The sequence below is a fragment of the Kitasatospora sp. NPDC005856 genome (assembly GCF_040629945.1).
Taxonomy (GTDB): domain Bacteria; phylum Actinomycetota; class Actinomycetes; order Streptomycetales; family Streptomycetaceae; genus Kitasatospora.
The window spans coordinates 1-12,943 of sequence record NZ_JBEXWT010000051.1 but is presented as its reverse complement, the minus strand read 5'-3'; the positions used below and the strand labels follow the sequence as shown (position 1 = coordinate 12,943).

Genomic DNA, 12,943 nt, shown 5'->3' with positions numbered 1-12,943 from the left:
CACTTCGTGCTGCCTGGGAGCATTCCTTGCTGTTCCGCGACTCCGCGTCCGCGGTCGCCGCCGAGAGCCTGGCCGGATCACTGTTCGTGCGCCTCATCGACCAGTTCGTCCACAAGCACGGCCACAAGCCGAGCACGTCCGAGGTCCGTTCCTGGGAGCGGAGCGTCCCGGCCCTGACCAACGCGCTCCTGGACGCCGGGCTCGGCATGGTGGAGGTACTGCTCGAGTACTCGCTGCCGCTCAACAGCAAGCGCGCGGACGTCATACTCGCCGGCGTCCACCCGAGCACCGGCGAACCGTCGTACGTGGTGGTCGAGCTCAAGCAGTGGAGCAGCGCGCTTTCGGAGGACGGCGAGCCGCTGCTCTGCCGGGTCGACGCGTACACCCGACCGGTGCTGAACCCCATCGAGCAGGTCCGCGGTTACTGCGACTACCTCGTCTCCTTCAACGGCGCACTCGCCGCCCATCCCGAGCGGCTGTCCGGTGTGGCGTTCCTGCACAACGCGACGGAGTTCGGCGTCCAGGGCCTGTACGAGGTGCCGCAGGACGAGCGCGGCCGGCTCTTCACCGCCGAGCGCCGTGGGGAGTTCGTCCAGTACCTCCGCTCGAAGCTGAAGCCGGTCTCCGGCGCCGAGGCGGCGGACCAGTTGCTCGCGGGCAAGGTGGCCCCGTCCAAGCAGCTGATGGCGGTGGCCGCCGACGAGGTCCGCGAGCGCGAGCAGTTCGTCCTGCTGGACGAGCAGCGGGTCGCCTACGAGCTGGTGCTGCGAGCGGTCCGTCAGGCGCAGCAGTCCGATCACAAGGAGGTCGTCGTGATCACGGGCGGCCCGGGGACCGGGAAGAGCGTCATCGCGCTGTCCCTCCTGGGCGATCTGTACCGGCGCGGTGTCACGGCTCTGCACACGACCGGATCCAGCTCGTTCACCACCACGATGCGTCGGATGGCCGGAGCGCGGAAGAAGCAGGTGCAGGAGCTGTTCAAGTACTTCAACAGCTTCATGACCGCGGAGCGCAACGGGCTGGACGTGCTGATCTGCGACGAGGCCCACCGGATCCGGGAGACGTCGGCGAACCGCTACACCCGGGCCGCCCAGCGCACCGGCAAGCCCCAGATCGAGGAGCTGATCGACGCCGCCCGGGTACCGGTGTTCCTGCTGGACGAGCACCAGGTGGTCCGGCCGGGCGAGATGGGCACCGTGGCCCAGATCCGTGCCGCCGCGGCCGTGAAGGGCCTGAACTGCCAGGTGGTCGAACTGGACAGCCAGTTCCGCTGCGGCGGCAGCGACGCCTACCTGCACTGGGTGGTGCGCCTCCTGGACCTCGAACCCGGCGGCCCCCTTGACTGGGAGCCCGACGGCAAGGTCGCCCTGGAAGTCGTGGACAGCCCCCAGGAGCTGGAGGCCTTCCTCGACGCCCGGCGCGCGGAGGGATACGGCGCCCGCATGTCGGCCGGCTACTGCTGGAAGTGGACCACGAAGGTCGCCCCGGGAGACCCGCTCCCCCTCGACGTACACATCGGCGACTGGGCCCGTCCCTGGAACGTGTACGGCGACCGCTCGATCGCCGGCGCCCCACCGGCCGCGCTGTGGGCCACCGACCCGGCCGGCTTCGGCCAGGTCGGCTGCGTGTACACCGCCCAGGGTTTCGAGTACGACTGGAGCGGCGTCATCCTCGGGCCGGACCTCGTCTGGCGGACCGACCGCTGGATCACCGACCGGACGGCATCCAAGGACCCTGTCTTCCGCAAGTCCACCACCGACGCCGACATCGACCGCCTGATCCGCAACACCTACAAGGTGCTGCTCACCCGCGGAATGATCGGCACGGTCGTGTACTCGACGGACCCCGAGACGCGCACCAAGCTGCGGGATCTGGTCAGGCAGCAGGCAGGCCAGATCACAATGGAGCACGGCCGCCACGGCTGACGACCACCCACTGACTCCACCTGGTGGGCCTGGTGCCGTCCGGTCCGCACGGCCGGAAACAAGCCGTGCGGAACAGAGTTGGACAGCACGTGGTCAACACCGACTGGTCGGCGAACGGACAGCCTCCCTCAACCAGCATGCGCCGGGATCAGGGGCTCCCGGGGCTCGCCCCGGAAGACCTGCTCGGCATGCCACTGCCGGTGCCGGCCCGCGACCGACGGAATCCCCGCCTGCGGGCCGATGACCAGCCGTCCGGCCAACGCGAGCACATGCTGCCTGCTGGCCTCACTACGCCCGACGAAGCGCTGTGAGACGAGTATGCGGCGCCCCTCCCCCAGTCCCAGGACGCCCTTGTCGAAGAGCTTGTGGTGCAGGGAGCACAGGCACAGGCCGTTGTCGACCTCGTCCGGCCCGTCGTACGACCACCAGCGCACATGCGCGGCCTCCAGGCCGACCGTGCTCGCCCCCAGCATCCCGTCATAGCCGCAGAAGGCGCACTGGAACTCGTAGGCAGTCAGGACGAGTTCACGCATTCGCCGATCCCGCTGGCGTCCCGCCGCCCGCTCTGCCCGGCCCGGGGCTCCGGTCACACCCTCGGCCTCGGCCAGGTCCAGGTCGAGTCCGACGGCCTCGCACAGGTCGGTATGCAGCGATGGCGGGAAGTGGAAATCCAGGAGCACCCGCGCCAGACGCTCCAGGAGCGCCGGCTCCTTCCTCAGAGCCGTTCGCAACTCGGGTACGAGCCTGCCGGTCGCGCCGCTAGAACGGAGAACCCGCACTCCGCTTCCAGGGCTCCCGGCCCCGTGATCGGTCCTGACTTCCCACACCCCGTCACTGACCAGATGGTGAAACGGGTACGCCGGAGTCGTCGGATGCGACGGCCCGTACTCTTCGAGCAGCCGCTTCAACTCCTCCTCGACAGCGCTGTACCTCAGTTCGCCATCGGCATCGCGCTGGAAACTGCCCAGCGCGTACAGCAGCAACAGCGGTTTGTGCGGCGCCCGAATATCGTTGTTCGTCCACCGTCTCAGCTTCGCCACCCGCTCCAGCCAGTCCATGGCCGCCTAGCGTATTCCGGGACGCCGACACGACCGCAGCCTCAAACCTCCGCGTAGGACGTCGTCCGGGCGCCGCCCTGACATGCACCCGCCATGGATGCCGAAGCCCCACCTGGATATCCGCGTCAGACAGTCCGCTCTCCGCTGCGCCAGGGGCGTCGTACACGAGATGCGCCCCGAACCGGCCGCGCAGATCCACCGCCCCATCCCCAGCCTCACCACGTAGCGCTCCCTGCTCCGTGCACCTTGAGATCCCCCAATGCGCCCTTGATCCACCGTGCCGATCAGCGGACTGTCAGACCCTGAGGTTGGTCATAGGACGATCGATCGGGGATTCTCATGTCGGACGCAAACTCCGCCAGTCCGTGGGCGCGCACGGTCGTCGGCCCCCTCGCCTCCGAGATCACGACAACCGTGCCCGCATGCCTTGTCCGAGCCCACGAACGTGCCCAAGGCGGCCACGAAGGCGTTCACACGCAGACGCTCGAAGCGTACGGGCACGGGCTCTACGCCGCACAGTACGAGGAACTGTCAGCCGGCCTTTCTCAGCTTCCCAGCGTCGAGCTGGTGCGCCTCCAGGCGCGTACCGTCGCAGTGGTCGCTGACCATGTCGTCTACCCCTACCGGTACGCGAAGAAGGACGTGCCCGTGACTGCCGCCAGGCTCCACAGTGCGTCAGGGCTTCGCGCTGACCTCATCCGCAGGCATGGTCCCGACCCGCGCCAGGAAGAGCTGGATCTCGGCATCGACCTGCCGGACGAGGACGAGCCCCATACGGATCTCGCGCGCCTCTCACCGGACGCCATGCTCGTCCTCGTCGCCTACGCCTGCTCCCTGGCCGACGGCGTGGTCCGCCTCGAATGGGGATCCGCGGAACTCCACCGCGAGAATCGATCACTGATCTGACACCACCACGATCCCCTGCCCATCCCGCGACAGCACTGACGCAAGACCTTCTAAGTGGGCGTTTTGGCAGTTCTGATCCCATGAATGGCTTATGGTCACGACGCTTTGATTACGCTATGTCCGATAGGTGAATAACATCCACCCTTCGATCGGAGGATCGGCTGTCCGTCTCGCCCATATCTGTGTCCTGAAGTCCGTCTGGTTTGAAGAAGTCATAGAAACGCCGATCTGGCAGTGGAACGGGATCCTCCGCCCCATCAGTGCTGACGCTGTGTCATGGCCGAGCGTAAGCCGTACCCAAGCGATCTGTCCGACGCCCGATGGGCCCTGATCGAGCCGATTCTGACGGCATGGAGAAAGGCCCGGCTTGACCGTCGGCCGACCGGCCAGCCGGCGAAGGTCGAACTGCGCGACGTGTTCAACGCGATCCTCTACGTCAACCGCACCGGAATCCCCTGGAAGTACCTCCCGCACGACTTCCCGAACCGCGGCACCGTCTACGCCTACTACGCCGCCTGGCGCGACGAGGGGATCTTCGCCCAACTCAACTACGACCTCACTGGATTGGCCCGGGCAAAGGAAGGGCGCAAGCCCGAGCCGACCGCCTCGGTGATCGACACGCAGAGCGTGAAGACCTCCACCAACGTGCCCCTGAGCAGCCAGGGAACCGACGCCGCGAAGAAGATCGTCGGCCGGAAGAGAGGCATCCTCACCGACACCATCGGACTCATCCTCGTCGTCACCGTCGCCGCCGCGAGCCTGTCCGAGAACGCCCTGGGAATACGCCTCCTCGACCAGGCCAAGAAGACCTATCCCAGCATCTCCAAGAGCTGGGTCGACACCGGCTTCAAGAACGCCATGATCGAGCACGGCGCAAGCCTGGGCATCGACGTCGAGGTCGTTCACCGGAAGTCCGACGTCCCCGGATTCCACGTGGTGAAAAGGCGGTGGGTAGTCGAACGAAGTCTGGGGTGGATCATGCAACGCCGTCGGTTGGCCCGCGACTACGAGACCCTGCCGGCCAGCTCCGAAGCCATGATCCACATCGCCTCGATCGACAACCTCACCAAGCGCATAACGGACGAGACCACACCAACCTGGCGGGGAACCTACTAGGGCATAAAGGGCAATCCGCCTACACCAAACGCCCTCTGAGTGCTTCACGCACTGCCCAACGCGCTCTGCCGCCACACCCAACACAGCAGCCACTCTGGTCCCAGATTCACTACCCAGTCCGGGAGAAGGGGAAGCTCATGGGACAGCGTGCGCAGCGGGGCAGGGTGTACCGGCCGTGTGGGTGCCGGGACGAGGGCGGGAAGCAGTTGGGAGCATGGTGTGTGCGGTTGCTGGAGGAGGCGGAGCACGGGTCGTGGACGTACTTGGTCGACCTGGCGCCGGAGGACGGCCGGCGGCGTTCCCGGCGGCGGGGCGGGTTCGCGACGGAGGCCGAGGCTGCGCAGGAGCTGGAGGGTGAGCTGAGCGGGGCGTACGAGGAGCGCCGTACCACCGTGGCCCAGTACCTCCGGGAGTGGCTGGCGGCGAGGAAGGATGAGCTCACCGCGAACACCTACGCCGGCTACAAGGCCTACGTGGAGAGGGACCTGGTCCCCGCGTTCGGGCGCTGCCGGCTGCTGGACCTGCGGCCGAAGCAGATCGAGGACTGGATGGCCGCGCAACGCAAGGCCGACCGGGGCAGGGTCACGCTCTACCGGGACGTCTCGACGCTGCGCAACGCGCTGAACCACGCGGTGCGCTCCTGGCGCCTGAAGTTCAACCCGGCCGAGCACTGCGTACCCACCAAGCCCCGCACGCAGGAGCGCACGTGCTGGACGCCGAAGGAGGCCGCGGCGTTCCTGCGGCACAACGCGGAGCAGTACGCCGACCAGCTGGCCGACCTGTTCGAGGTCCTTCTCGGCACCGGCATGCGCCGCGGTGAGGTCCTCGCCCTGCACTGGCCGGACGTCCACCTCATAGACCGCAAGCTCTACGTCCGCTGGACCCTGTCCGCGATCGACAACGGCGACCTCCACTTCAACCAGCCCAAGACCGAAGCCAACCGCGCCTGGATCAGCCTCTCCCCCAGAGTCATGACCGCCCTCCACCACCAGGCCGACCTCCAGATGACCGCCCACCCCGAAGGCCAGCTGGAGGGCCTGGTCTTCGCCCACGCGGACGGATCGCCCCCTGCGGCCGCAGTGGGTCCTCGACCAGCTCCGCAAACGCACCGCCGAACTCGCACTCCCCCGGATCGGGCTGCACGACCTGAGGCACACCGCCGCCAGCATCATGATCGCCGAAGGCATCCCCATCGCCATCGTCTCCAAGCCCCTGCGCCACTCCACCCTGGCCACCACCATCAACCTCTACGGCCACCTCTTCAAGGACTCCGCCGACCAAGCCGTCAACGCCCTCGCCCGAGCCCTCGACCAAGCCCAACCGAACCGGCTCCGAGCCCTCCCCCGTGGCGACGACGACCTGCCGCTCGCCGCATAGCGGTAGTCACGACCCGACTTGGCGTTTAGCCCTGGTGAGCTTGGCGTTCTTGATCGTTTTGGCGCGTTTAACGGTTTTGCCGACGTCGTGGTGCCTGGCGCGTTGCTTGTTCTTCGAGCCGGGTGGCCGTCCCGGGCCCGACCGGGAGGGTTTCGGTGCGGCCGCTGGACGGGCCGCGGTCGCGCGGATGTTGCAAAACCCCCGTCGGACCCGGGCGGGGGTGAGCCTGCGGGGCCCGGCTGGGCGTTCCCAGGGGCGGCGTAGGTCCTCGGCGAGCGGGCGGGCCAGGCGGAGTTGGGTGTGGGCGGCGATGACCAGCCAGGTCCACAGGTCGGCGCTGTCGGCGTGGCGGATCTTCGGAGCGGTCCAGCCGAGGGTCTGCTTCATCAGCCGGAAGGTGCGTTCGAGATCGAATCTGCGGAGGAACGCCTGCCACCAGCGGTCCACGTCCGCCGACGTGGCGGCGGTTGACGAGACCCAGAGCCAGACCGACTTCGGGGCGCGGTCTCCGGGCAGACGCTCCACCTTCAAGCGCATCAACGTGCCGTGAAATACGGACAGTTCGTCCTCGGCGAGGTCCAGCCAGGGGCCGCGGTGGGCGAGCCGGGGGTGCATCCGGTCCCAGGCCATCACCTCGGCCTCGCCGTAGCGGGTGGTGTCGGTGAGCGTGGTGACCTCGGGTTCATGCCAGCTGTCGGGCCGGGCGAAGGACAGGACACCCCCGTGTCTACGGGGCCGGCCGCCCTTCGGACCGGAGCGGGCGGGCCCGGCGTCGCGGAGCATCACGCGGTCCGAGCGCAGTCTCCCTACCAGCACGACCGGCAGGTCCGCCAGCGCGTGGGAGAGGTAGGCGGCGTCGTAGCCGGAGTCCAGGACGACCCAGATCTCAGGGTCGCCATCGTGCCACTGACCGGCCTGTCTCAACCTGTTTACCACGTCGCGAAGTTGGTCGGCGGTGACCGCAGTTGCGTCGTCCGCGGGCCCGAGACGCACGGCGTCCAGTAGCGCGGTCCAGGAGGTCCGGCCGGTCTCCAGGGCCGCGACGAAGGAGTACGGCCAGCCGGGCAAGCTGGTCCTTGCTGCGGTCTCCGCGCCCGTAGACGTGGCAGAACAGCCGGTCGTCGCTGGTGGGGGCGTCGGGCCGGAGCCAGTTGCTCACGTCGACGGCCAGGACGATCCGTCCGTCGGCCGCGCGGGGCAGCGGCAGGCCGGCCAGGGTGCGGCGCAGGCGGGCGGGCTCGCACCAGCCCTGGTCCAGCGCGGCATACAGGGCTCCGTGCCCGCGCCGGTGCTCGGGGGCCCGCGACGCTCGACCAGCGTCTTCACCGGCCCGTCCGTGCACAGCACCGCGTCGGTGAGCTCGAAGAGCGAGTCCTGGCGGGCGTAAAGGCACTCGTAGAACTCAACCCGAAAGCGGGACAAGACATCCAATGCCGCACTTTCGGGCGCATCGACCGGGATACTCATAGGCAGTGGCCGTTCTCTCTCGCGCTTCGTGACTCGACATCTCGAAGCGTGGAGAACGGCCGCCTCCGCTGTCTCGGGAAGAACCGCAGATCAGCAGGTCGGGTGACCTGCAAGGTTAAACGCCAAGCTCAGGGCTGCGGGGCCCGCCGACCTGTACTGCCGCGAGGGAGGGAGTGTCCTTTGCTTCAGCCGTACGGGGATTGGCCCAGGTGTTTGCCACACCGGGTGCTGTTCTCGTCGGTACTGCGAGGGTGCGGTTCGGCTGGTTGCCGGGTAGATCCGTGGACCGTCGTCCGCCGGCCCCGAAGCAAGCAAGGATGAGTGCCGTTGAATCCGCGGGGGCCGGCTGGGGGTCTGGGTGAGTGGTGGCGAGTACGGGCGGATGGCCGGGACGAACGGAGGGGGCATGCGTTCCGGCCCGCTGACCGGCGGCACGCATGTGAGCAACCGTCTGATCGACGGTACTGTGCATGGCGCTGTTGTGCAGGCAGGGTGCGTTGACATAGTGATGCAGGCACCGGCTGCGGCAGCGACGCCGGTGACGGTCTCGCCGCCGCTGGGCCTGCGGGATGCGGGCCGACCACTTCGAGGCCGTGAGGACATACTGGTGCGGCTGGAAGCCGAGCTGGCAGCCTCGAAGGAGCGGGTGCTGGTGCTGTGCGGGATGGGCGGGTGCGGGAAGACCGCTGTCGCGCTGGAGATCGCTGCCCGCCGGAGCGCCGCCGGGTGCCGGGTTTGGTGGGTCGATGCGCGCAACGGCCCCGCCCTGGAAGCCGCCCTGCGTGCTGTCGCCCGCCAGGCCGGCGCCAATGCGGGCGAACTCGACCGCGGCGACACCGCCGACCTCCTGTGGTCCCATCTGACGCGCATGGATGCGCCATGGCTGCTGGTCGTCGACAACGCCGACGACCCGACCCTGCTCGACGGCCCGGGCGCGCTGAACGCCGGCACCGGCTGGATCAGGCCCGCTGCTGGCCGTGGCGCCGTCCTGGTCACCTCCCGCGACAGCACTCCGGACACCTGGGGACCCGCGGCCCGGGTCCACCTCCTGCAGCCTCTGACCGGTGACCGCCTTGACGACGCTGCCCGTGTCCTGCGCGACCACGCCCCGGACGGCGCCGGCACCGAAGCCGAGGCCCAAGCCCTCGCTGCGCGCCTGGGCGGTCTCCCGCTCGCCCTGCGCCTGGCCGGCACGTACCTCGCACAGGCCAACCGGACGCCCCCACCGTTTCGGGCGCGCGGCACCCTCACCACCTACACCGAGTACCAGCGGGCCTGGGAGGAAGGTCTTGAGTTACCGGAACCAGGGCATGCTCTCGCCCGCGCCTGGACAATGTCTGTGGACCTGCTCCAACAACGTGGCCACACCCGTGCCCGGCCTCTCCTGAGACTCATCGCCTCGTTCGCCGACGCCGACCTGCCCTACACCCACCTGCTCACCCCTGACCGCCTCGCCGACGCCGGCGCACTGGCCGCACTCGACGGACCCACCGTCTGGCAGCACCTCACCGCCCTCGCCGCCCTCGGCCTGGTCGACCTGCCCGAACCCGTCCCGGGCACGCCCCCGGTGCTGCGTATGCACCCGCTCGTCCGTGATGCCTCCCGCACCCCTGACACTGTCACGGCCGCCACCGGCATCCTGACCGCCGCAGCACTCGCGGACGAGACAGGGGAACCGGAGGAACCGGAGCACTGGGCCGTGTGGCGGCTTCTGGCCCCGCACATCCTCGACGCCTTTCACCGGGCCGAAATCAGCGACGTCACCGAAACCGCTCTCCTGGGCCTTGCCGGAAGCGTCGACCGGGCCGCCCGGCACCTGCACGTCGAAGGCCTCCAGAATCAGGCTCGCACCGAGTTCGAGGCACTCCTCGCCATCCAGCGCGAGCGGTGGGGCGACAGTCATGCCAGTACGGTCACCACTCGCCACCACTTCGCCCTGCTCCTGCTCGATCAGGGCGAGCCGGAAGCGGCCCGCGCCGAACTCGAAGCAGTCCTCGCGATCAAGCGCGAACAGTACGGCAACACTCACCTCCACACACTCTCCACCCGCCACGAACTCGCCCGCGCACTCCAGCGCCAAGGGGAACTGGAGGCGGCCCGCACCGAATTCGAAGCGATCCTCGCCGTCCCGGAAGGTCGACTCCACGACACCCTCGCCACGCGTCACAGCCTTGCCACGGTTCTCTGTGAGCAGGGAGACCTGGTGGTCGCCCGCACCGAGTTCGAGGAGATCCTCGCCATCCAGCGGAGCCAGCTCGGCGACACCCACCCCGACACCCTCAACACCCGCCACTCACTCGCCCGTGTCCTGCTCGCCCGGGGCGAGCTGGAGGCAGCCCTTGGCGAGTTCGAGGCAGTCCACGCAACGATGCGTGCGCAGCTCGGCGACACCCACCCCAACACCCTCACCGCCCGCCACAACGTCGCCGTGACGCTGTTCGACCACGGAGACACGGCAACGGCCCTAGCCGAACTCAAAACGGTCCTCGCCATCCGGCGAAGCCAGCTCGGCGCCACCCATCCCAATATCTTGACCCTTCGCAAGCACCTCGCCCGTACCCTCCTCGACCATGGCGAGGCCGAGGCCGCCCGCATGGAGTACGAGGAGATCCTCGCCATCCAGCGGAACCTCCTCGGCGACACCCACCCCGACACCCTCAACACCCGCCACTCACTCGCCCGTGTCCTGCTCGCCCGGGGCGAGCTGGAGGCAGCCCTTGGCCAGTTCGAGGCAGTCCACGCAACGATGCGTGCGCAGCTCGGCGACACCCACCCCGACACCCTCACCGCCCGCCACAACGTCGCCGTGGCGATGTTCGACCACGGGGATGCGGAAGCTGCCTTTGCCGAACTCAAAGCAGTACTCGCTCTTCAACGCAGCCGGCTCAGCGACACCCACTCTGCGACCATTGCTATGCACCGCAACCTTGCCATGAAGCTGTTCGACCACGGGGATGCGGAAGCTGCCTTTGGCGAACTCAAAGCAGTACTCGCTCTTCAACGGAGCCAGCTCGGCGACACCCACCCCGATACGCTCGCCACACGGCACAGCCTCGCCTGTGCCCTCTTCGACCACGGCGAGGCCGAGGCCGCCCGCGTCGAGCTCGAAGCTGTCCTCGCCATCCGGCGGGCCCACCTCGGTGACGCCCACTCCGCCACCCTCACCACTCGCCACAACCTCGCGCGTGTCCTGCTCGGCCAGGGCAAGCAGGCGGCGGCCTTTGCCGAGCTCAGAGCAGCCCTCGCCGCCCGGCGGAGCCGGCTCGGCGATACCCACCCCGATACCTTGGCCCTCCGCCACCACCTCGCCCGTACCCTCTTCGACCACGGCGAGGCGGAATCTGCCCACACCGAGCTCGAAGCGGTCCTCGCCATCCGGCGGAGCCAGCTCGGCGACACCGCCGCCAAGTGGGCAGTGGCAGACGGCTGACCGGCCCCTCGGATCGCCACCACATGATCAGTAATCTCATCCCATTGGGCTTGATTCGCTTTGACGGACACCCCTGATCAGGGGCTTCGGCCCCGGTAAGGATGATGTCCATCATGGAGAGCATGGGGAAGAAGAAGCCACGCCCTCGCCGCTCGTTCACGTCCGAGTTCAAGGCGGAGATCGTCGAGCTGTGCCGACGCGGTGACCGCTCGGTCGGTCAGGTCGCCAAGGACTTCGACCTCACCGAGACTGCGGTGCGGGACTGGGTGAAGCAGGCTGAGGTCGATGCCGGCGAGCGCGACGGCCTGACCGGCGACGAGCGCGAGGAGCTCGCGAGGCTGCGGCGGGAGAACCGCCGGCTGCGTGAGGACGTGGACATCCTCAAGCGGGCCACGGCTTTCTTCGCGACGGAGACCCGGTGACGGTGCACCCGTTCATCGAGGCGGAGAAGCAGGCAGGTCACAACGTCAAACGGGCGTGCGAACTGCTCCAGGTCTCCCGAGCCGCCTTCTACGCCCGCCGAACCGCCACCCCCGGCCCCCGCGCCGTGCGCGACGCGGAACTGACCGAGAAGATCACCAAGGTCCACGAGACCTCCAGTGGCACTTACGGCGCCCCGCGCGTCCACGCCGCCCTACACCGCGACGGCCAGCGGTGTGGCCGGCGAAGGGTCGCACGTCTGATGCGCCAGGCGGGCCTCGAGGGCCGCCACCGGCGACCGCGTCAGCGCACCACGATCCCCGACCCTCGCGCCGGCACCCGGCCGGACCTGGTCCTGCGCGACTTCCAGCCCCACCCTGCGGCCCTCGACACGCGCTGGTGCGGCGACATCACCTACATTCCCACCGGCGAGGGCTGGCTCTACCTGGCCACCGTCATCGACATCGCCTCCCGCCGCGTCGTCGGCTGGGCCACCGCCGACCATCTGCGGACCGAGCTGGTCGCCGATGCCCTGCGGGCCGCCTGCCACACCCGCCGCCCGACCGGGCCGGTGGTGTTTCACTCGGATCGGGGCTGCCAATACACCAGCCGTGAATTCGCCACTCTCGCAGCAGAGTTCGGAGTTCGCCTGTCGGTCGGCCGGACCGGCCAATGCTGGGACAACGCACTCGCCGAGTCCTTCTTCGCCACGCTCAAACGGGAGCTGCTCGGCGACCGCCCCTGGGCCAGCCGAGCCGCAGCACGGACCGCGATCTTCGAATGGATCGAAGCCTGGTACAACATTCGCAGACTGCACAGCAGCCTCGGCTACCGCAGTCCCGCCGAATACGAGACTGTCCTGGCGGCCTGACCACCACACCAACGGTGTCCGTCAAAGCGGAGCAAGCTCACATGTCCGCTGACGAGTCTTCAACGGCGCTGGATCGGTTCGTATATCGGCTGGGCGAATAGCAGCCGCTGACCAGCCAGTGCTTCCTGTGCGGTGTGCCGCTCTCACCTTCGAGCCGCACCGACGAACACATCTTCCCGCAGTGGCTCCTACGGCGCTTCGATCCCTGGAACGCAAAGATCAATCTGCTCAACGGCACAACCCTTCCCTACTCCCAGCTCAAGATCCCGTGCTGCGGCTGAGCTGCCCCGACTTCCGTGGAGTCCGCGATCGTGTGATCAGGCGGCTTGAGGGGCTTGCTCCAGTCTCGCCCAGTACGCCTGTTCGTACTCGT

The 12,943-nt window shown here is 68.4% G+C and carries 7 protein-coding genes and 3 pseudogenes; 8 read left to right on the top strand and 2 right to left on the bottom strand.

Going from position 1 to position 12,943, the window contains the following annotated elements; genetic code table 11:
* Positions 1-26 precede the first annotated feature (26 nt).
* The gene (locus tag ABZ449_RS26520) at positions 27-1,925 is read left to right on the top strand and encodes a DUF2075 domain-containing protein (protein ID WP_360350659.1); all 1,899 of its coding nucleotides are present in this window, start codon (positions 27-29) and stop codon (positions 1,923-1,925) included.
* A 128-nt stretch (positions 1,926-2,053) separates the two neighbouring features.
* Here ABZ449_RS26520 and ABZ449_RS26515 read toward each other — a convergent pair whose 3' ends face one another.
* Positions 2,054-2,983, bottom strand: coding sequence for a phosphorothioated DNA-binding restriction endonuclease (locus ABZ449_RS26515; protein WP_360350656.1), 930 nt, complete (start codon positions 2,981-2,983; stop codon positions 2,054-2,056).
* A 339-nt stretch (positions 2,984-3,322) separates the two neighbouring features.
* Between ABZ449_RS26515 and ABZ449_RS26510 the strand changes: the two genes are divergently transcribed.
* The 4 genes and pseudogenes from ABZ449_RS26510 (at position 3,323) to ABZ449_RS26495 (ending at position 6,382) form a co-directional block, all read left to right on the top strand.
* Positions 3,323-3,889: a hypothetical protein gene (locus tag ABZ449_RS26510; RefSeq protein ID WP_360350654.1), complete on the top strand. Its 567-nt coding sequence runs from the start codon at positions 3,323-3,325 to the stop codon at positions 3,887-3,889.
* A gap of 276 nt (positions 3,890-4,165) precedes the next feature.
* On the top strand, positions 4,166-5,005 hold the full coding sequence (locus tag ABZ449_RS26505; RefSeq protein ID WP_360350651.1) for an IS5 family transposase: 840 nt from the start codon (positions 4,166-4,168) through the stop codon (positions 5,003-5,005).
* A 137-nt stretch (positions 5,006-5,142) separates the two neighbouring features.
* A pseudogene (locus tag ABZ449_RS26500) lies at positions 5,143-5,544 on the top strand (hypothetical protein); the annotation flags it as partial.
* Between the two features lie 529 nt (positions 5,545-6,073).
* Positions 6,074-6,382, top strand: coding sequence for a tyrosine-type recombinase/integrase (locus ABZ449_RS26495; RefSeq protein ID WP_360350712.1), 309 nt, complete (start codon positions 6,074-6,076; stop codon positions 6,380-6,382).
* Between the two features lie 6 nt (positions 6,383-6,388).
* On the opposite strand, the pseudogene ABZ449_RS26490 reads toward ABZ449_RS26495, so the two are convergent.
* Positions 6,389-7,849 (bottom strand): annotated as a pseudogene (locus ABZ449_RS26490) (NF041680 family putative transposase).
* 406 nt (positions 7,850-8,255) lie between these two features.
* Here ABZ449_RS26490 and ABZ449_RS26485 point away from each other — a divergent pair.
* From ABZ449_RS26485 to ABZ449_RS26475, 3 genes and pseudogenes are all read left to right on the top strand, one after another.
* Positions 8,256-11,279: a tetratricopeptide repeat protein gene (locus tag ABZ449_RS26485; protein WP_360350648.1), complete on the top strand. Its 3,024-nt coding sequence runs from the start codon at positions 8,256-8,258 to the stop codon at positions 11,277-11,279.
* 101 nt (positions 11,280-11,380) lie between these two features.
* Positions 11,381-11,680 (top strand): annotated as a pseudogene (locus ABZ449_RS26480) (transposase); the annotation flags it as partial.
* Positions 11,681-11,697: 17 nt separating this feature from the next.
* On the top strand, positions 11,698-12,570 hold the full coding sequence (locus tag ABZ449_RS26475; protein ID WP_360350646.1) for an IS3 family transposase: 873 nt from the start codon (positions 11,698-11,700) through the stop codon (positions 12,568-12,570).
* Positions 12,571-12,943 lie beyond the last annotated feature (373 nt).